Origin of the sequence: Microbacterium sp. NPDC008134, from assembly GCF_042957055.1 — a bacterium.
Taxonomy (GTDB): Bacteria; Actinomycetota; Actinomycetes; order Actinomycetales; family Microbacteriaceae; genus Microbacterium.
The window spans coordinates 1,298,872-1,319,064 of sequence record NZ_JBIBHO010000001.1 but is presented as its reverse complement, the minus strand read 5'-3'; the positions used below and the strand labels follow the sequence as shown (position 1 = coordinate 1,319,064).

General features: G+C 68.6%; 15 protein-coding genes. 9 read left to right on the top strand and 6 right to left on the bottom strand.

The genetic code is table 11. The features are described from left to right. Window positions 1–207: a DUF3499 family protein gene (locus ACFY9N_RS06135; RefSeq protein ID WP_247622872.1), complete on the bottom strand. Its 207-nt coding sequence runs from the start codon at window positions 205–207 to the stop codon at window positions 1–3. 79 nt (window positions 208–286) lie between these two features. On the opposite strand from ACFY9N_RS06135, the gene ACFY9N_RS06130 reads away from it, so the two are divergent. Next, window positions 287–715 (top strand): hypothetical protein, encoded by a 429-nt coding sequence (locus ACFY9N_RS06130; protein ID WP_391477456.1) that lies wholly within the window; start codon window positions 287–289, stop codon window positions 713–715. Between the two features lie 18 nt (window positions 716–733). Here the strand turns inward: ACFY9N_RS06130 and ACFY9N_RS06125 are convergent, their stop codons facing one another. The 4 genes from ACFY9N_RS06125 to manA form a co-directional block, all read right to left on the bottom strand. Further along, window positions 734–2,116: a DUF5719 family protein gene (locus ACFY9N_RS06125; RefSeq protein ID WP_391477455.1), complete on the bottom strand. Its 1,383-nt coding sequence runs from the start codon at window positions 2,114–2,116 to the stop codon at window positions 734–736. Next, window positions 2,113–5,199 carry a glycosyltransferase family 2 protein gene (locus ACFY9N_RS06120; protein WP_391477454.1) on the bottom strand — a complete coding sequence of 1,029 codons (3,087 nt, stop codon included), beginning with the start codon at window positions 5,197–5,199 and terminating at the stop codon, window positions 2,113–2,115. The genes ACFY9N_RS06125 and ACFY9N_RS06120 overlap by 4 nt, the downstream gene beginning before the upstream one ends. Window positions 5,200–5,305: 106 nt before the next feature. Then, window positions 5,306–5,623, bottom strand: coding sequence for a WhiB family transcriptional regulator (locus tag ACFY9N_RS06115; RefSeq protein WP_247622876.1), 318 nt, complete (start codon window positions 5,621–5,623; stop codon window positions 5,306–5,308). Window positions 5,624–5,801: 178 nt separating this feature from the next. After that, on the bottom strand, window positions 5,802–6,926 hold the full coding sequence (gene manA, locus ACFY9N_RS06110; protein WP_391477453.1) for a mannose-6-phosphate isomerase, class I: 1,125 nt from the start codon (window positions 6,924–6,926) through the stop codon (window positions 5,802–5,804). 69 nt (window positions 6,927–6,995) lie between these two features. On the opposite strand from manA, the gene ACFY9N_RS06105 reads away from it, so the two are divergent. Further along, window positions 6,996–8,411: an O-antigen ligase family protein gene (locus tag ACFY9N_RS06105; protein ID WP_391477452.1), complete on the top strand. Its 1,416-nt coding sequence runs from the start codon at window positions 6,996–6,998 to the stop codon at window positions 8,409–8,411. Beyond that, on the top strand, window positions 8,408–9,706 hold the full coding sequence (locus ACFY9N_RS06100; RefSeq protein ID WP_391477450.1) for an O-antigen ligase family protein: 1,299 nt from the start codon (window positions 8,408–8,410) through the stop codon (window positions 9,704–9,706). Before ACFY9N_RS06105 ends, ACFY9N_RS06100 begins: the two co-directional genes overlap by 4 nt. Window positions 9,707–9,718: 12 nt before the next feature. On the opposite strand, the gene galE is transcribed toward ACFY9N_RS06100, so the two are convergent. Beyond that, window positions 9,719–10,726: a UDP-glucose 4-epimerase GalE gene (galE, locus tag ACFY9N_RS06095; RefSeq protein ID WP_391477449.1), complete on the bottom strand. Its 1,008-nt coding sequence runs from the start codon at window positions 10,724–10,726 to the stop codon at window positions 9,719–9,721. 157 nt (window positions 10,727–10,883) lie between these two features. Here galE and ACFY9N_RS06090 point away from each other — a divergent pair, with 157 nt between their 5' ends. From ACFY9N_RS06090 to ACFY9N_RS06065, 6 genes are all read left to right on the top strand, one after another. Beyond that, on the top strand, window positions 10,884–12,797 hold the full coding sequence (locus ACFY9N_RS06090; protein ID WP_391477448.1) for a glycosyltransferase: 1,914 nt from the start codon (window positions 10,884–10,886) through the stop codon (window positions 12,795–12,797). Continuing rightward, the gene (locus ACFY9N_RS06085; RefSeq protein WP_391477447.1) at window positions 12,794–13,756 is read left to right on the top strand and encodes a glycosyltransferase; all 963 of its coding nucleotides are present in this window, start codon (window positions 12,794–12,796) and stop codon (window positions 13,754–13,756) included. The genes ACFY9N_RS06090 and ACFY9N_RS06085 overlap by 4 nt, the downstream gene beginning before the upstream one ends. Beyond that, window positions 13,756–14,349: a hypothetical protein gene (locus tag ACFY9N_RS06080; protein ID WP_391477445.1), complete on the top strand. Its 594-nt coding sequence runs from the start codon at window positions 13,756–13,758 to the stop codon at window positions 14,347–14,349. The genes ACFY9N_RS06085 and ACFY9N_RS06080 overlap by 1 nt, the downstream gene beginning before the upstream one ends. Before the next feature lie 120 nt (window positions 14,350–14,469). Next, window positions 14,470–15,477, top strand: a complete 1,008-nt coding sequence (locus ACFY9N_RS06075; RefSeq protein WP_391477444.1) for a rhamnan synthesis F family protein — start codon at window positions 14,470–14,472, stop codon at window positions 15,475–15,477. After that, on the top strand, window positions 15,461–18,574 hold the full coding sequence (locus ACFY9N_RS06070; RefSeq protein WP_391477442.1) for a glycosyltransferase: 3,114 nt from the start codon (window positions 15,461–15,463) through the stop codon (window positions 18,572–18,574). Before ACFY9N_RS06075 ends, ACFY9N_RS06070 begins: the two co-directional genes overlap by 17 nt. Then, window positions 18,571–20,193 (top strand): phospholipid carrier-dependent glycosyltransferase, encoded by a 1,623-nt coding sequence (locus tag ACFY9N_RS06065; RefSeq protein ID WP_391477441.1) that lies wholly within the window; start codon window positions 18,571–18,573, stop codon window positions 20,191–20,193. Before ACFY9N_RS06070 ends, ACFY9N_RS06065 begins: the two co-directional genes overlap by 4 nt.

Genomic DNA, 20,193 nt, shown 5'->3' with positions numbered 1-20,193 from the left:
TCAGGCGCGGAGCGCCTCGTGGCGCACGACGATCCACCCCGCCGGCACCGACAAGCGGTCGGCGTGTTGCGCGCAGAGGTCGTGCGCGTGGGGGTGGCGCTCGAGTCCGAGCGGCCCGAGCGCGGCCATCTGGTCGCCGTAGTCGTACGTGAGCGTGGCCACGGCTTCGCGCGCGCAGCCCACCTTCGAGCAGAGTCGTCCGTCCATCCGTGCCAGGCTACGGTCCGGTCGACGCACAGAACGGATGCCGCGCCGATCGCTGCCGCACACCGCCTAGACTTTCGTCATGCCCCGTCGACGCGCCGCCCGCACTTCTGAAGCTCCCCGGCGCGGCGCACGGCACGGTCGTCACGGCCGTCTCGGACGCAGCGAGGTCGTCAGGCCTCCCCTGGCCCCTCTCGACGGACGCCTCGACCGCTTCGACCTCTCGGTGGGAACCGCGGTCGAGTTCCTCCGCGGCACCTGGCCGGAACTGCAGGACGTGCGGTTCGAGATCGGAGCGATGCCCGGCTTCGAGTCGGGTGATGAGGTGCCGCGCTGGTATCTCGATCGCGAGCACGCGCGAATCGTGCTCTTCCGCCTGCCCATCGAGCGTCTGCTCCCGCCCGGGCACGACGACAACGCGCACCGGCGCATGGCGATCGAGAGCGCCGTGTTCCGGGCAGCAGCGGAATACGTCGGTCGCGAACCGTGGGATCTCGGCCACGACCACTGACCGAGCACATCGCCCGGCCTACGGGTAGACCGTGATGCTCTTCTCCGCGCCCGCGCTCGGCTGCACGGGCCACGTCGCGAGAGCCCCGGCACCGGACATGCTCACCGCGGCTCGGACGGCATCGGAGGTGCTGATCCGGTATACCGCGTCACCGTTGACGGTCGCCGCCACGGATGCACCGGCGGGGACGACCACCTCGCGGGAGTTTCCTGTGCCGAGGTTCTCGAGAGTGACGGTCGCGTCCGCGCCGTCCTCGTTCATGAGGTACAGCACCGACTTCGGCCCGTTCGGCACCGCGAACACGGCATCCGTTCCGATCTCCGGCGCCGGCGTCATCCAGGAGAAGTCCGCCCCCTTGCCGAATCCGTGCTGCTGACGGACCCCGGCGACCACGGGTGTGTCGGCGTCGATCGACACCGTGTAGGACCCGGGCTCGAGGGCACTGAGCGAAGCCTCCGCCGGGGTGTCGGCCACGAGATCGACCGTGAACTCCTCGACGATCGCCGGAGAGCCGACGGCGCGTACGGTGACGACGGCCTGGCCATCCGCCCCGGCGGAGAGCATCCGCAACACCGTCATGTCGGCGTTGTCCCCCTCGCCGTCGAACGACTGAATGCCGACGATCACCGGATGCCGCTGCGGCCCGGCGACCGCCTCCTGAAGGTCGATACCCGCCGGATCGAGCGTGCGCACGAACGATGACTGCAGAACGGCCCGCACGGGCGCCCCCTCGGCCGCCACACGGACGACAGGCGCGGTGTCGCCTGCGGCGATCGAGCTGAGCGGAAGAGCGACCTGCGTCATGGCCGGGATGATCACGGTGCGATTGCTCCGCGAATCGCCGTAGGTCGACAGCGTGACGGTCGACGTCACTGCGGCGGCGTTGGTCAGGATCACGATGTCCTTCGTCCCGGTCGCGACGCTACCGCCGACCAGCCAGGATTCCAGTCCGCTCCCGCCGCACGGCACGGCGGCGAAGCCTGCCAGATCGGTCGCCGACAGTGAGATCGATTCGGTCGCGGCGATGAGCGGCGCCGTGCGGTCGACCACTTCACCCGTGAATCGGTTCACCTCGCCACCTCCGATCAGATCGGGCGCGGCGATCGGTGCTGATGCCGGAGCTCCGCCGGTACCGTCGACGGTCACCGATGGCGACCCCGCCGATCGCATGCTCAAGGGATCGGAGGAGTCCCGACCGATCGCTCGGAAGTCGCCATTGCACACGAGCGTCGGCGCGCCGGGAAGCGGGGTGACCTCCACCTGCGCGGGATCGTGCGAGACCTCCGGCCAGGGCGCGTGGATCGCCGCCACCACGCCCGCGACGCAGGCGACCGCGACGACGGCCCCGACGGCGACGCGCGCACCGGTCGCGACCACGCGGAAGACACGCGTACGGCTCATCGCTGCTCCTCCTCGGTCTCGGGTTCTCGGCCGGAATCGGCGTCGTCCTCAGCGACGATCACGTCCGCCTCCGGCGGATCGGCTGCTTCTTCGCGCGGCTCGGCGTCGGTCTCGGTGTCGCCCAAGGTCTCGGTCTCGGGATTCGCGACCGCCGGCTCCTCGAGGGCGTCGGCTGGCGTCTCGCCGACGATCGCAGCCTCGGCGAGTTCGTCCACACCGCCCGGCTCGATGATCGACGCTTCAGCGAGCTCCTCACGGTGGCGCGGGAGCACGAGCGGCTCTTCGGGGGCGCGCCCGACGATGCGGGATTGCGCGCGCGCCGCTCGGCGCGAGGCGCGCGTCGGCAGTGCCAGGAGCAGCGCGGCGAGCAGGAAGATCAACTGCAACGTGACGACGAGTCGCGCCTGGTGCGCCTGCGCGTTCGTCAGGGTCGCCGGCGCGGCGATCTCGGTGTCGACCCTCCACAGCACGCCGCGATCGGTCGTCCCCGCGTGCACGAATCCGGCGCGCTGATCGATAGCCGTGATCGCCGATGTGCGCATCGACCGGGCCTGATCGGCCTCGTCGTCCGGCACCTGGGCGACGAGCACGTAGCTGACCCCGAGCGCGGCGAGCTCGCCGGGAGCGTCGAAGTCGCGCGCCGAGAGCAGGTCGACCGAGAGTGCTGCGATGTGGGTGCCACGCGGCTCCTCCGCCGTCGAGAGCAGCGTCGTCTGCGCACCCAGGGTCTCGCTCGCGCCCCAGACGACCTCGGCGGCGAGACCGCCGTCGTTCTGCGGCGTGAGGACGAGCGTGCTGATCTGCCGGTCACCGCCCGCCTGCGCCGCGACGTAGGCGGGGAGCGTCGATTCGGGCCCGTTGCGCAGGGCGGACGCGTCGAGGTGCAGTGCCGTCAGCGCCGGCACTGCACCGACGAGCAGGGCCACCGCGGTGATGCCGGTGACGGCCGTCCGCAGTCGCGGCAACCTGACGGCGGTGTCGAGGGTGACGACCGCGCCACCGACGATGCCGATCCAGGCGAGCGAGAGGCCGGCACCCGGCCAGATGGCGACCGGCGTGCCCTGCGCGAAGCTCACTGTGATCCCCACGGCCAGGAACGCGGTGGCGAGACCGGCGAGGGCGACGACGAGGAGGGTGATGCCGGCCCGCCACCGCGGCGCGACGGCGGCACCAAGGGCGAGAAGCGCGAGCGGAGCGCTGAACACGGCAGCCCAGGCGCCGATCGGCGCGATCTGGAACGCTGCCCAACCCGCGGCATCCGCGGTGGGATAGCCCGTCGCGAGGGCCAGACGTCCGGCGGCGTCCGCCGTCGCCTGCTGGCCGGCCCAGATAGCTCCCGGGTCGGCCAAGAGGGAAACGAGCGACCCGTCGACGAGGTGCGCGTACGCGAGCGGTGCGAAGAGCACGAGGGTCGGGATCGGCGTCCAGAGCAGGCGAACGGCGCCGCGGAACTGGGCGGTTCCCAGTGTGATGCCGAGCCCGACGACCCACAGCACGAGCAGTGCGGGGACGAGGGACGGGGAGCAGGCGGCCACGGCGGCGAACAGCAGCGAGGCCGCTCCCGCGGCTCCCCAGGAACGATGAGCGACGACCGCCGCGTGGAACAGCCAGGGCAGGAGGAGGTGCACGAGGACTCCGGTCGGGCGGCCGTCGACGAGTGCGGTGAGGAACGTCGGGGCGAGGGCCCAGCCGACGCCGGCGAAGATGCGGAGTCCCGCGCGATCCGTCACCCGTGTCGCGGCGAACCACCCGCCGAGAACCGCGAGGGGCAGAGCGAGGAGCCACAACAGCACGAGAGCGAAGGACGGGGCGCCCGGCCAGAGGGTGCCGAGAACCGCGACGACGCCGGCGAAGGGGTCCGCCGGTCCGACGATGTCGAGACCGAGCCCGCGAACACCCCACATGGCGTCATGCCAGAGCCCTGCGACGGTCTGACGCAGCGGCAACAGCGCTCCCCCGCCGAGTGATGGCCAGGCGAGCAACGAGGTGAAGGACGCGACACTCACGGCAAGCGCAGCCAGCACGGCCCAGGCCCCGCCGCCGCCGAAGAAGTGCAGTTCGCTGACCGCGCCGCCTTCGCTGCCGTGTCCGTCGTCGAGGCGACGGCGCAGTTGCGATGCCGTGACGCGGAGGGGCGAGATGCTGGCCCACGAGGACGTGCGGAACGATCGGATCGCGGCGCGCGAGCGGGCGATCGCGCCGAAGCGGAGCATCGCGACGACGGCGGCACCGAACTCGGGGAAGACCTCCTCGGGCCGCTTGCCCACGAGGTGCGCGATCGAGCGCCACACCGCCAGCGGCAGGAGTGCGATCCAGTGCAGGGGCACGGAGATCACGGGCGCATAGGCGAGGCGCCGATGCAGCTGGGCGAGACGTGTCACGTAGGCCCGCCGCGAACGGCCGCGGGGAAGCGACGCCGGCCCCTCCGGCGAGACGGAGATCCGCGCGGTCGGGGCGAGGACGACACGGCCACCGCCGAGTCGAGCCCGCACGCCCAGGTCGAGCCCCTCGTCGGCGCCGGCGAGCGCCGGGTCCGGGCGGAGCGCGTCGCGCACCTCGCTGCGGATCAGCATGCCGCGGACGTCGGCGGCGAGCGCCTCATCGAGACCGTCGTGCTGCCCCTGGTCGAGTTCACCCGCCGACAGCTCGACGGAGCGGCCGAGGCCCGTCATGCTCACGCCGAGGGAGACGATCTCGCGGTCGTTGTCGGTGGCGACGAGCTTGGGCGCGGCGATCGCCGCCGACGGTGACCGCTCGAGCATTCCCACGAGGCGCTCCAGTGCCCGAGGATGCGGAGCGGTGTCGTGCGCGAGGAGCCAGACGGCGCTGTTCTCCGCGACGCGAGGACGCGCGAGCTCGACGGCCTCGGCGAACGAGGTGGACTGCCGAGCCTCGACGATCCCCTCGACCGTCTGCGCGACGGCCTCACTGGTACGTGCGGACGCGGCATCGCCGCACATCACGAGAGTGACGGCTTCCACCGGCGCGGTCTGTGCTCTCAGGGCCTCGAGGGTGCGGAGCAATTGCGCGCGGGCTGAGGATCCGGGGCGCGCGACGATGATGGCGTGAACACGGGCTGGCATGACATCGTCAGCCTAAGCGGGGTGCGACGCGGGAGAAGGCAGCCGGTGCGGCGCGCCCGCGAAGGACCGAAGGAGAAATGCGCTCGAGGAACCTCGAACCCTCGGATCAGCTGGCGCGGCGCTTGAGCTTGCGGCGCTCGCGCTCGGAGAGCCCACCCCAGATACCGAACCGCTCGTCGTTGTTGAGCGCGTATTCGAGGCACTCTCCACGAACGTCGCACGAGGTGCAGATGCGCTTGGCGTCTCGCGTCGAGCCGCCCTTCTCGGGGAAGAAGGCCTCGGGGTCGGTCTGAGAGCACAGTGCGTCGGTCTGCCAGGCGAGAGCGTTGTCGTCGTCTGCCTCGACCTTGCGAACCCCGGGTACACCGAGGTTGACCGGGTCGACGAACCAGTTCTCCGGAACGTCGGATCGGTATCCCGTCATCTCGACCTCCAACCCCTCATATCTCGCCCCCCGCCGGGCCGTGCACCACTAATTACACCCGTGTCATTCGCTCGGGTCAAGTCGCGGATCGTAAACCCTCAATCATGTCTTGAAGGTTCTTGACGGCATATCGGCGTGTCGCGGATGCCGGTTGCGCCGCCGGCGGAGGCTCGGCGCGTCAGCGTCCCGGAGAGGCGACGAACACCTCGCCGACGCCCGAGAGGCGCAGCTCGGTCTCGTCATCCGATGCATAGGCGACGGCGCCGACGGGCAGGTCGACCGCGGCATCCGCGCCCTCGATGCGAACTGCGCCGCCCGTGACCAGCACCATCGTCCGACCGTCGACGGGGACGGTCGCCGGCGTGCCGTCGAGCACGATGCGGCGCAGGGCGAAGTCCGGGACGGGCACATCGTAGGTCGTGACCGCCCCGTCCTCGGCGGGGCGCAGCACCGGCACGGACCCGGGTGTGGTGTCGACGAGCGCCAGCAGCTCCGGAACGTCGATCCTCTTCGGGGTGAGTCCGCCTCGGAGCACGTTGTCGCTCGCCGCCATGATCTCGACGCCCAGGCCCGACAGGTAGGCGTGCAGAAGGCCGGCGCGGAGGAAGACGCCCTCGCCCCGCCGGAGAACGACGTGGTTCATCAGCAGCGCGACGACGACCCCCGGGTCACCGGGGTACGTGTCCGCGATCCGAGCGACCGCGCGCAGGGTGTCGTTCGACTCCCCCGGGGCGCCCGCGGCGGCGGCGACGACCGCGTCGATGATGTCGCCGACGGCGTCGCCCGCCGACCCGTCGAGAAGCCACTCGAGCGTGTCACGCAGGACGTCTCCCTCGCCGGCGAGCCGCTCGCGGAGCGCGACCACGCCGGGGGTGGGGTGGAGCGCGTCGATGAGTTGCAGCGTCTGAGCGACCGGGCGCAGTCCACTGAGCGATTCGAACCGCTCGCTCAGCGCGACCAGCAGCTCGGGCTTGTGGTTCGCATCGCGGTAGTTGCGCTCGGGGTCGTCGAGGGCGAGATCGCTCTCGCGCTTCCACCCCGCCTTCGCCTGCGCGATGGTCGGGTGCACCTGGATCGACAGCGGCTGCGCCGCCGCGAGCAGCTTCAGCAGGTACGGCAGCGTGCCACCGGTCACCGCGTCGAGCGTGCCGCCGCCCACGACATCCGCAGGGTCGCCGGGGTGGTCCCCGAACCACACCTCGGCTTCGGGGGCGCCGCTCGGCGCACGCCCTTCGAGCTCGGCGAGAAGGGTCTCCGATCCCCAGGCGTAGTCACGGGGCGCATTGGTGAGGTGCAGCAGCATGTTCCCAGCGTAGAGCCGCGCCACGCCGCTCACAGACGCGCGCGACCCCCGCGCGGTACCCTGATCGCGATGGCCCAGTACACCCAGCATCCGGTGAGCGCCCCGCCGACAGCCCCCGAGCGGGAATCGACGGGGCATCTGCTGTTGCGCGGCTACGTGATCCTCACCTTGTTCGTGACGTTCGCGCATACCGCGGTCTACAACCTCCTCGGCGCGGTCGGCGCCGCCGTCGTGCTCGTCGTCTTCACGCTCGCCACCGTCGCGATCGGCGTCCCGATGCTCGCGCGCAACCGCCCCCAGGCCTTCCGTTGGCGCCGCCTCCCCTGGACGGCTCTCGCCTACACGACCCTCGCGCTCGTCTCGGTCGCCTGGTCGCAGTGGCGGGGCCCCACGCTGCTCACGTGGCTGCTCCTCGCCGCCGTGACCATCAACGGCCTGTTCGTCGCGCACGTGCTGACCTGGCACGAGATCGTCCGCGCGCTCTCGTCGACGTTCAAGTGGATCCTGGGTTCGTCCATCGCCCTCGAACTGTGGGTGTCGCTCGTCATCCACGGTCCGCTGCTCCCGAACTTCGCCGTCATCCCCGAGGGCGGGATCGACCCGCAGTTGTACTGGGTGCGCGACAATCTGTTCGACGGTGGCCGCCTGCAGGGCATCGTCGCGAATGCGAACATCCTCGCGATCATCTCGCTGTTCGCGATCATCACCTTCGGAGTGCTCTTCGCCGCCCGGGCGCGGTGGCGGACCACGCTCGCCCTGTGGATGCTCCTCGCCGCGTTCTTCCTCGTGCGCACCGCATCGACCACCGCTCTCATCTGCGCGGCAGTGGCGGGAGTCGCGCTTGCGGTCGCTCTCCTCATGCGCCGCGCACGCACCCCCGGCGATCGAACCCGTATCTACGTGATCGCGATCGGCGGCACCGCCGTGGTGGCCACCGCGGTCTGGCTGCTGCGGGAGCCACTCCTCGGCCTGGTCGGCCGCAGCGCCGACCTCACGGGGCGCTCCGACAAGATCTGGACCGCAGTGCTCGAGCGGGCAGCCCAGCATCCGATGTTCGGCAACGGCTTCTCCAGCCCGTGGATCCCCTGGGACCCCGCCTTCGCCGGCTGGATCGAAGACCACGGTCTCACCGTGTTCCACGCCCACAACATGTGGCTCGACGTGCTGATGCAGCTCGGCGTCCTCGGCGTGATCCTGATCGGGATCTCGTATCTGAGCCTGCTCTGGCGGTCGTGGTTCTTCGCCGTCGATCGTCCGCGATGGGACCTCAACTCGTCGCGCAACTTCTCCCCGATCACGCTCCTGCCGAGCCTGTTCACGATCGTGCTGCTGGTCCAGGGGCTCTCCGAGTCCACCCCGATCATGCTCTGGGGATGGATGCTGCTGGTGATGTTCACCTTCAAGCTGAAGTCCGTACCGCTGATCGGCGTCGGCGAGCGCGAGCAGCTGTTCGACCGCGGCGCGCGCGCCCGGCGGATCCCGTGACGTCGGCCAGCCGGACGGTCCGCCTGCTCGGATCGGTCGAGATGGCTCGGGCGTTCACGCTCGCCGTGATCACCGCGGTCTTCGGATCGTTCGCGATCGAGCGCCTGACCTCGCGGGTGACGCTCGCCACGGTCATCGCCGTGCTCTGCGTGCTCGGAGCGGCGATCCTCTGGGCGCGGCGCGAGGAGCTCTCCGCGTTGCGTCTCGCACCGTTCTCGCTCTACGCATTCCTCGGCTGGGCGCTGGTGAGCCTGGTGTGGACGACCGATCGCGGCGAGACGCTACTGGGGTGGGCGTCCCTGTTCGGCTACGCGTTCCTCGCGCTCGCCGTAGGGCACGTCCGCGACACCCTGCAGACGGTCCGCGCCATCGGCGATGCGCTGCGCGGCCTGCTGGTCGTCTCCTTCGCGCTCGAGATCCTCTCCGGCATCCTGCTCGATGTGCCGTTCGTCGCCCTCGGCATCCAGGGGAATCTCGCGGTCGGCGGCCCCATCCAGGGGATCTTCGGCAGCCGCAACATGCTCGGCTTCGTCGCCGTGCTCGCTCTCATCACCTTCGTGATCGAATGGCGCACGCAGTCGGTGAGCAGGGCGATCGCGATTCCGTCGATCGCTCTCGCCGGCGCTCTCGCAGTGCTGTCGTCGTCCCCGACCGTGATCGTCCTCGCCGTCGCGGTCGGGATCGTGACGGCCGCCCTCACCCTGGTCCGCCACTCGCCCCCGGCGCGGCGCAGCATCGTGCAATGGTCACTCGGCGTTCTCGTGACCGCAGCACTCGCCGTGGCGTTCGGGTTCCGGCACCAGATCATCGCGCTCCTCGACGCCGGTTCCGACTTCTCGATCCGCGCGACCCTGTGGAACACCATCCTGGACTTCGTCGCCCTGAAGCCGATCGAGGGCTGGGGCTGGTTCGGATCCTGGGCGAGGGGCGAGTATCCGTTCACGTACATCAACTTCCTGCTCGACAATCGTCATCAGAGTGCCTTGAACGCTTTCTTCGACGTGCTGCTGCAGCTCGGCACCGCCGGACTCGTCCTCTTCCTCCTGCTCGGAGGCGTCGCCCTCGTCCGCTCCTGGCTTGTCGCGAGCGTGCGACGTTCGGTCGTCTACGCGTGGACTCCCATCACACTGGTCACCCTCGCCGTCGACTCGGTCTTCGAGAGCTTCACCCTGGTCGGCGCCGGGTGGTTCCTGCTCGTGCTCTGCGCGCTGCGCGCCGGGCAGTCGCGCTCGTGGCGCGAGAATATCGACGCCGCGCAGACGGGCCTCATCCCCACCCTGCGCGCGCAGGGCTGAGCGAGCGGACGGTCAGAGCGCGTCGGAGGCGGCGCGGACGGCGGGCAGCTTCTCCGCCCAGTCCAGCGCGTCGCGCACGCCGTCGTCGGTCGATCGCTGCGCACGCCACCCGAGCAGGTCGTGCGCCCGCTCGACGATCGCGAACGCTCCGGCCTGGTCGCCGGCGCGACGCGGCGCCTCGACGACAGGGAGCGGCTCGCCGGTCACCCGTTCGAACGCGGCGACGAGCTCACGCACGGTGACGCCGTCGCCGGTGCCCAGGTTGATCACCCGATAGGGGTCAGGCGTCGTCACGATGTCGTCGAAGCGCTGCACGGCGGCGACGTGGGCGAGCGCGAGATCCCAGACGTGGATGTAATCGCGGAGGCCCGAGCCGTCGCGCGTGGGCCAGTCGGTGCCGGTGATCGTGAAGGGCACGCCCTCGGCCTTCGCCTGCATGATCTTGCCGAGCGCATGGGTCGGCCGCGGGTTCTGCAGCCCGGTGCGCAGGCGCGGGTCGGCACCGATGGGGTTGAAGTAGCGCAGCGCGATCGCGCGGAAGGCACCGGCCGCCGCCGTATCGTGGAGGATCTGCTCGACCATGGCCTTGGTCGAGGCGTACGGGCTCGACGGAGCGAGCGCCCCCGACTCATCCACCCCGCCTCCGGCCTCGGCCTCGTAGACCGCGGCGGAGGAGCTGAAGACGATCCGGTCGATCCCGGCCGCGCGCAGGCGCTCGAGGAGCAGCACCGTCTTGCCCACGTTCGTGTCGTAGTAGCCGAGCGGGTCGTCGACGGACTCGGGAACGACGATCCGCGCGGCGCAGTGCACCACGGCGTCGATGTCGGGGTGGTCGGCCAGCACTCGGTCGAGGACCGCGGCATCCGCGATGTCGCCGACGTAGAGGCCACGCCCTTCGCCGAACGCGCGCAGCCCCGTCGACAGATCGTCGAGCAGAACCGTCTCGATCCCGGCCTCCAAGCACGCCGTCGCGACAGTCGATCCGATGTATCCCGCACCGCCGGTGATCAATACCTTCATCGCCCGCCATCCTATCCCGCAGCCCCGACACCGCCCGGGGGGCGGGCGCTCTCCGCGGATCCCGAGGTGGCGGAGGGTAGGCTACTCACTGCTCGCAGAGTCCACTGCTCCGCCCGTCCGGCGGCAGTCGGCGCAAACCCCTCCGGAGAACTCCCCCGTGGCCCACGTCCTGCAGAACGTCGTCTTCCCGCTCGATCGCGACCCCGACCTCCTCCCGCTGTACGCCGACCCCGAGACGTGGTCCGTCATCGAGAACGAGCCGGTGCGCGTGTCGAACCGCGCGCATCTGGGCAACATCCTCGGCCGCCACCGCGCGCGGATCGTCGCCGGTCGGCGCGTCTCGCTCGGCACCTACTTCAACGCGTTCCCCGCCTCGTACTGGCAGCACTGGACGAGCATCCGTCAGGTGCAGCTCACCGTCCGCACCAACGGATCCGCCACCATCCTCGTGTACCGGTCGAACGGTTCCGGTGTACGTCAGCGCGTCGCCACGAGCGAGGTCACCGGCGAGTCGTCGACGACCTTCGATCTCGAGCTCACCCAGTACAGCGACGGTGGATGGCTCTGGTTCGATGTCGTCGCCGACGAGAGCAACGTCATCCTCGACGGCGCGGAGTGGACGACCGAGCAGGCTCCCGCCCGCACGGGCAAGGCCTCGCTGGGCATCACGACCTACAACAAGCCCGACTACTGCGTCGAGACCCTGCAGGCTCTCGCCACCTCGCCAGACGCACTCGAGTTCGTCGACCGCATCTTCCTCGTCGACCAGGGAACGCAGCTCGTCGCCGATCAGGAGGGCTTCACGGAGGTCGCGGCCGACCTCGGAGACACGCTCCAGGTGATCCGGCAGGCCAACCTCGGCGGATCCGGCGGGTTCGCCCGCGCGATGCACGAGACGCTTCAGCGGCCGGAGAGCGACTTCGTGCAGCTCCTCGACGATGACGTGCGCATCGAGCCGGAGTCCCTGCGCCGCTCCATCGTGTTCGGACAGTACGCCACGAACCCGGTGCTCGTGGGTGGTCACATGTTCGACCTGCTCGACCGACCCAAGCTCCACGGATGGGCCGAGGTCGTCGACGAGGCTCCGTTCATGTGGCGCAACCTCTACCAGGAGGAGATGCCGCACGACTTCGGCGCCTCCAACCTGCGCCAGTCGCCGCTGCTGCACATGCGCATGGACTCCGCCTACAACGGGTGGTGGATGTGCCTCATCCCACTCGACACGATCCGCGAAGTCGGCCTCTCGCTGCCCGCATTCATCAAGTGGGACGACGCCGAGTTCTGCCTCCGTGCGGGCGAGGCCGGGTTCCCCACGGTGTCGATGCCGGGCGTCGCGCTCTGGCACGTGTCGTGGCTCAACAAGGATGACTCGATCGATTGGCAGGCCTACTTCCACGCCCGAAACCGCATCGTCGCCGGGCTCCTCCACTCGAACGCCCCGAAGGGCGGCCACCTGATCCGGCACAGCCGTCGCGTGGACCTCAAGCACCTGATGATGATGCAGTACTACCCGGTGGCCCTCCGCGCGCGGGCCCTGCGCGACGTGCTCTCGGGGCCGGATCACATGCGCCGCAACCTGGCAACCGCGATGCCCGCCGCGCGTGCGCTCTCGAAGGAGTACCCCGAGACCGTGATCCACAAGGATCCGTCGGCGGTGCTGCACTCCCGTCGCGGCCGCCAGGTCTTCCAGCGGCAGCGCTCACGTCACGAGTACGACAGCCCGAGCGGCTGGGCGCTGCGCAAGTTCACGCTGACGACGCTGATCGCGCACTGGCTGCACAAGCCGAACCCCGCGAACGTCGCCCAGCCCGAGGTGGAGTTCGGCAAGGACGACGCGCACTGGTGGCGTCTGCCGGTCTTCGACAGTGCGCTCGTCAGCACGGCGGACGGATCGGGGAAGAACATCTACACGCGCGACCGCGCTAAGTACCGTCGGATGCTGCGCGAGAGCGTGCGCCTCCATGCAGAACTGCAGCGCAGATGGCCGGAGCTGCAGAAGCAGTACCGCGAGGCGTTGCCCGGACTCGTCTCACCAGAATCCTGGGAGCAGATCTTCGAGGAGCAGGCATGACCGCGGCATCCGTCGCCTTCGACCCGGCCACGGCGACGATCGTCATCGTCACCTACAACCGCTCGCACCTGCTCACCGGGTTGCTGGAGAGCATCACGACGATGGACCCGAAGCCGGGGCATGTCGTGATCATCGACAACGCCTCCGCCGACGACACGACCGAGGTCGTGGAGTCGTTCCGCAGCCGCATCGGCACCGATATCGTCTACCGCCGCCTCGAGACGAACACCGGCGGCTCCGGCGGATTCAGCGAAGGCATGCGCACGGCGTACGAGCTGGGTTCCGAGTGGATCTGGATGATGGACGACGACGTCGAGGTCATCCCCGACGGCCTCGCGAAGATGGGCACCTGGTCCTCGCGCTTCAAGAGCATCCAGGGACGCCGCTACGACTACGACGGCAGCGAGTTCTACTGGCAGTACCGGATCGCCGAACGGATGGGCATCCCGATCCCGTTCGCGCCGTCCGGCTTCGACGCCTCCGGGTTCAAGGAGATGAACAGCGGATGCTTCGAGGGCATGTTCATCCATCGCTCGATCGTGAAGCAGATCGGCCTCCCCGACCACCGCTTCTTCATCTACTGGGACGACCAGATGTACGGCTGGCTGGCCTCGCGCCTCACGACCGCCGTGATCGTCGATGAGTTCGTGCTGCGGCGCACTCGCGAGATCAAGCAGTGGGATATGGGTATCCGGCACATGAACGCCTCGAGCAACGCCTACCGCTTCTACATCATGCGCAATCGAGCGCACATCAAGCACTACTACCGGATCCACGACAACTACGACCCGGTGCTCTTCGGACTCGGCACGGCGATGACGTTCGCCAAGGAGTTGATCCGCCTGGTCTTCGTCGAGCGCACCGTGCGCGGCACCAGCAACCTGTTCCGAGGCCTCAAGGAGGGGCGGAAGATCTCCCGGGATCGCAACTGGCAGCCGATGGCGCCCCTGGAGGCATGATGTCGGACACTCCTCAGCCGGAACTGCGCTGGGCGCCGATCCCGCCCAAGCCTAAGAATCGTGCACGCATCTGGATCATCATCGGATCGGTGATCCTGGCCGTGGCGATCGTTGCGGCGCTTCTGTGGTTCTTCCTGCTCCGCGGGAACACGCCCGGCGGTGCTCCCACGCCGGACCCGTCATCGTCGCAGACCGCGAGCCCGACACCGTCGAATGAGCCCTCGCCCGGCGCCTCGGCGACGCCGTCGCAAGACCCCGGAACTCCGCCGGTGATCCCGGCGCCTGAGTTGGACGCCTTCGTTACCCAGGTGCAGCCTCGCCTGGACGACGGCATCCGCGGCCTCGACATGCTCGCCCAGCTCAGCGGCCAGGATGCCGTCGGTGTGGTCGATCAGCTCCAGCAGGATGCCCAGCGGCTGGCGGAGACGACACCACCGTCATCGATCTCGGATGCCTGGTTCACCGCCGTGTCGGAGTACTCCTCCGCGCTGACCGACGTCCGCGCAGCCGCCGAGAGCGGTGGAAACACGGCCGACGCCGTGACGACCGCTCGAGAGCGGCTCCAGCCGCTGCGGGATCTCGTCGAGATCTGATCCGGCGTCGATGTGTCGACGCGACCAGTAAACTGCAGTTTTGCGCACGATGCGCTCGATGCCCGTCGATCGGACGAAGGACACGAACATGGCTGAGCGGAAGATCTCCGGAGAGAACGAATGACGAAGCGCCTGGCGATCGTCGCGCACTACGACCCGCGTGGCGAGGCAGCGCCGCACGTGCTCCGCCAGCTCGACGAACTCGGAACCCAATTCGACGACGTCGTGCTCGCGACGACCGTCGATCTCTCCCCGGCGGCCGCAACCGCGATCTCCTCGCGCGCGACGCTGATCCGGCGCGCGAACTACGGCCACGACTTCGGGTCGTGGCGGGATTGCCTCGAACGCTACGACTGGGCGCAGTCCTACGACGAACTCCTCTTGACCAACGACTCCTACGTCGGCTTCTTCCGCCCGCTCGGCGAGATCATGAAGACCATGAACGCGCGGCCGGTCGAGCTGTGGGGCATCACTCGCACGAACCGTGTCGCACCGCATGCGCAGAGCTACTTCCTGCACTTCACCCAGCCGGCCCTGCGTTCGCAAGCGTTCCGCCGGTTCTGGGTCGACGCGAAGCCTGCGCCGGATCGCATGAGCGCGATCCTTCAACAGGAAGTCGGAATCAGTCGTGCGATGACCGACGCCGGGTTTGGGATCGGCTCGTACTTCGAACCCACGATAGCGGAACGGCTTCGCGCCAATCGGCGCGGAGCGCATTGGCTTCACAGACGCCAGCAGGTGTTCCATGCGCGATTCGACCGCGCGAGCGATGGCTACTTCGACAGCCGACGAAAGCGGGAGCCGCTGCAGGCCGACAACCTGAACTGGTCGAGCGCGTTCGCAGACTCCACACTGGACCGTGGTCGCCTTCCGGTCATCAAGATCGACGTCCTGCGCAATGACCCCTACTGGCTAGACTCGCGGTCCCTTCTCGCCGATCTCGAGAAGAGATATCCCGCTCAGATGGACGGAGTGTCCGCGTTCCTGCGAGAGACGCGCAGCTCGTACGGCAACCGCCCCTTCGAGAACCACGAGCCCGCCCGTCTGACACCGCTGCAGAAGGTCACCGTGGGCTATCGCCCACCCCACAAGGAAACGAAGGGAACGCAGCATGTCCTCGGTGCGTGATCTCTCCCGCCTGGCGCGGCGCGTCCCGCTCGTCCGAACGGCTCTCGAAGCCAGCGATCCTCGTCGTCGAGCCGAACGACTGATCCGACTCGGCATCATCGACACCGCACTCTATGCGGCTCAACTCGGTGTGGCTGAAATAGACGAGAGCGCCGCGGCCGCCCACTATGTCTCCGCTGGCCATGACCTCGGATACACGCTCAACGTGCTCATCGATCCGTACGTCGCGGCGCGGGGTATGACACCGACCGGTCGGCCATCGATCTACGACTACTTCAACGGAAAGTCGTGGCAGACCGTGTCCACCGAGGTATGGAGTTCGGGCGAATACGCGAAGCAGTATCCGGAATCTCTCATGCATCCGTCCGGCCCGATCGGCCACCTGTGGGATCGGGTACAGCACGACCCGACGACGACCGTGACCGTGAACCTCGGCGGCGGGCAGCAGATCGCGTGGAGTGACCTCTACCCGGTTCTCTTCGCTGCAACTGAGGAGTGGGCGACAATCCAGCGAATGCGTGACGCCCGAGCGATGCGCCCGGACCTTCCGCACCCGGAGTCCCTCGCGGCCGCAGCCGGCACCGCCCACGGAGCGCGAGTAAGCATCATCATGCCCGTGTGGAACCGCGGAGGTGGCCTTCGTCGTGCCGTCGAGTCGATACTCGCGCAGGCTTGGCAAGACTGGGAGCTGCTGATCGTCGACGACGGGTCCTGGGACGACACTCTCGCCGTGGCCGAGCTGCTCGTCGCCCGAGACGACCGCATCCGTCTGATCAGGCGGGAGCACGGCGGCGTTTGCGCCGCGCGCAATGCCGGTATCAGTGCTGCGAGCGGCGAGTACATCGCTTTCTTGGACAGCGACAACACGTGGCTCCCCACCTACCTCAGGGACATGGTGACGAGCATGGCGGGCGAAGGGCTCAGCGCAGCCTATGCCAGCATCGAGGTCGACGACGGCGAGAGCATCCGTTACCGTCATGGTGATCAGGATCGCGAGAGTCTGCTGCTCGGCAATTCGATCGATCTGAACACTCTCATCGTGCGCCGCGATGTCGTCGAGAGCGTCGGAGCCTTCGATATCAGTCTCCGCCGAGCCGTCGATTACGACCTGATCCTCAAAGTCGCCGAGGTGACGACGATCGCACACGTACCGACCCTCGGGGCACGGTATGACAACTCCGACGAATCCACCGACCGGATCTCGACGAGCGAGGCCCGGGGGTGGAACACGGCCGTTCGCCTTCGGCATGCCGAGGCACCCGCGTCCACCGTGTCGACCGACGCCACCATCGTGGCCCTGTTCCAGTCCGCGGACCCGACCCTCGCCGCGAAGCTCGACGCACTCGAAGAACTCCGCTCCGAGGACCGAGAGATCGTCATCGCGGGCGTCGGCATGAAGCCCGATGAGTGGCGCCGCATCCGCACGTTCACCCATCTGCACCCGGACGTCGTCGCCCGAATCCACCAGGAGGGTGAGGCATTCGCCTACGTCGTGAACCTCGAGTTGCGTAGGAGCCGTAGCGCGGTTCTCACCGTCATCGACCCTCGTTCCGTGTTCGATGCGTCGTCCATCGAAGCCCTCGTCGAGGAAGTGCGGTCCGCACGTTCCGATGCCGCGATACCACTCACGATTGCCACCGATGGAACAGTCGAGAGCCTCGGCACCACCTTCGTCGGGCGACACGGTCTTCCCGCTCCCCTCCTCGTCGACCATCCGGCCGAGGACGCCCGACGCTTGGAGAGCCGAGTTCTCGTCGACGGTCTTTCGGGGCGCACCTTCGCGATCGATCGCACGGCGTTCGATGAGGTCGGCGGCCTCGATCCCCTACTCTTCAACGAACACGAGCTCGCGGGCATGAGCCGTTCTCTCACCGATAAGAAGCTCGCCGTGCGTTCGGACATCACATTCGTCCAGGTGGCTGACGTTCGAGCGTTCAACACCAAGGATCCGGGCGGCACGGCCGCGACCCTGAGGGGCAAGCCGCATGCCTGGACTGGCGCCGGTACCGACTCCGTATACGGACCGCTTGGTCTGCGCGTGATGCACTGGCGTCAGACCGACACGAATCTCAGCGAGGAGTTCCCCCGAACTGATCCAGCCGAGTCGTCGACTCTGCGCCCCGTCGTCGTGCGCGACAGACGCGATGTCGAAGTCGGCGGACGCACTGTTCCTCGACTTCGTTGGGCGATCAAGACCGCGTCTCCGGCAGGGCCTGTCGGAGAGACATGGGGGGACACGCACTTCGGCAGGTCGCTCGCCTCCGCGCTCGAGTCTCTCGGGCAGGAGGCCGTCGTCGACGCCCGCGAGGCGCAGCGCCGCGAGACCGACTACCTCGACGACGTCGTGATCCATCTCCGAGGGCTCGACGAGTTCGTACCGTCTCCCGCGACGCTGTCGTACCTCTGGGTGATCAGCCACCCCGACATGGTGAGCAGAGCGGAAGCGCAGCGCTTCGATCGCGTGTTCGCCGCGTCTCTCAGCTGGTCTGCGCAGCAATCCCTGCGATGGGGCATCCCCGTCGAGGCACTTCTGCAGTGCACTGATCCGGAGCGCTTCCACCCCGGTCCCGCTGCTCCGAGGCTCGGGACCGGCGGCCCGCTCTTCGTCGGCAACAGCCGCGGAGTCCCTCGCCCGACGGTGATGGAGTCCGTTCGAGCGGGCCTTCCCCTCGATCTCTACGGAGGCGACTGGAAGCGATTCATCCCGGCTGACGCGATCACGGGCGAGCGCGTCGACAATGCCGAACTCGGGAAGCTCTACGCCACGGCATCCGTCGTGCTCAACGATCACTGGGCGGACATGCAGCGCGAGGGGTTCATCTCCAACCGACTGTTCGACGTCGTCGCCGCTGGCGGCCGCGCCTTCAGCGACGATGTCCCCGGGATCGACCAGATCTTCGGCGGCGCCGTGCAGACGTACGACGCCGTCTCCGAGATCGTCCCCTTCCTCGAGAGCGATCTCGACGAGCGCTTCCCCGACGCCGACGCTCTCGGCGGCATCAGCGAACGCATTCGCGAGGAGCATTCGTTCGCCGCACGTGCGCGGATCCTCCTCGACCGGGCCATCGCCGATCTCGCTGCGCAGGGCCGCCGGTGACCGCGTCGGAGACGCGCGCTCCGCGTCATGGTCTGCACCGGCCCGACCTGATCGGCTGGACCCTCCTGGCGACGGTCGTCGTCGGAGCAGCCGTCCGTTTCGGCGGTATCGGATGGGGGCTGCCGCTGCAGCTGCACGCGGACGAGTGGGTGGTCGTCGAAGGCGCCATCGACATGGCGCAGCGCAACTCGTTCGCACCGCCCTTCTTCTTCCGTCCGGATCACCTCGAGACTCAACTCAGCTACATCGTCTATCAGGCGTGGTCACATCTCTTCGGCGGCGGCTCTCCCGAGGCGCTCTTCGCCGTAGATCAGGCCCCGTTCTACGCCCTCGCGCGCGCGACGACCGCGACCCTCGGCACGGCATCCATCGTCGTCGCCTACTTCATCGGCAGCTCCTACGCTCGCTCCGTCGGCCTGTGGTCGGCGTTCGCGATCGCGTTCTTCCCGCCGCTCGTCGAACACTCCCGTTACGCGACCCCCGACGTGCCTCTCGTCTTCGCCGTGCTGCTGACGGTGCTCGGAGCCGTGCGTTACATCCAAAGTGAGAGCTGGCCGTGGCTCGTCCTCGCATCAGCCGGAGTCGCGATCGGCATCACCGCGAAGTATCCCGCCGTCGCCGCCACCGCGACCATCGCCGTCGCCATCGTCGTCGCCTCGATACGGTCTCGCCGGTACTGGAGGATCCTGGTGCGCGGCGCAGCGTCGATCGGAATGGTCCTGGGTTTCACCTTCGCCCTGTCCCCGACGCTCTTCACCAACTTCTCGGCCGTCCGCGCCCAACTCACCCAGCAGAACTCGACGGGGCACCTCGGCGCCGACGGTCTGGACTGGTCCGGGAACGCGCTCTTCTACGCCACGTCGTTCTGGAACAGCGGTGGAGCGATCGTCGTCCTCTTCGCGATCCTGGGTCTCGTCGCCGCCGTCGTCGGTCGCCGATGGGACATGGCTCCGCTGCTGACCGGCGTGTTGTTCTGGTTCGCCATTTCGATCCTCACCCTGCATTGGGACCGCTGGGGTCTGCCGATGTTCATCACACCGCTCCTCCTCGCTGCGGTGGGACTGGACGCGGCATGGCGATGGGCGTCCTCCCGCGGCCGAGCCGGCCGGATCGTCGTGATCGTCCTCGCGACGGCATCCGCGGTGTCGCTCGTCCTGGCCTCCGTCTCCCAACTCGCCGCGGGCCTGGCCCCGGATACGAGAGAGACCGCGGCGGCGGATCTCGCCGCGCGCGGAATAGCCGCCGACGACACGTTCTACGACGGCTACACACCCTTCAACACCGACGGCCCGCGCAATCTCGCCAGGGAACTCCAGGTGGTCGACGGAGTGGTGGAACCACGAGAGGGCATCGACACCCTGCCGTACATCCTCACCTCGTCGTCGATGGTCAACCGCTACCTCCGCGCCGACAACATGCCCGAGGAGCAGGCGGTCTACTCGGCGATCCAGCAGTTGCCGGTCGATACGCGTTGGAACAGTGTCAGCGTCGCAGCTCCCTCCCCCTGGGAACCCATGCGCATCTGGCAGAGCATCGACTTCTTGGTCAAGGTCGCCGGCGGCGCGAACGGTGGCCCCCAACTGATCCTCTACCGCACCCCCGGCACACCGGAGAGCTGA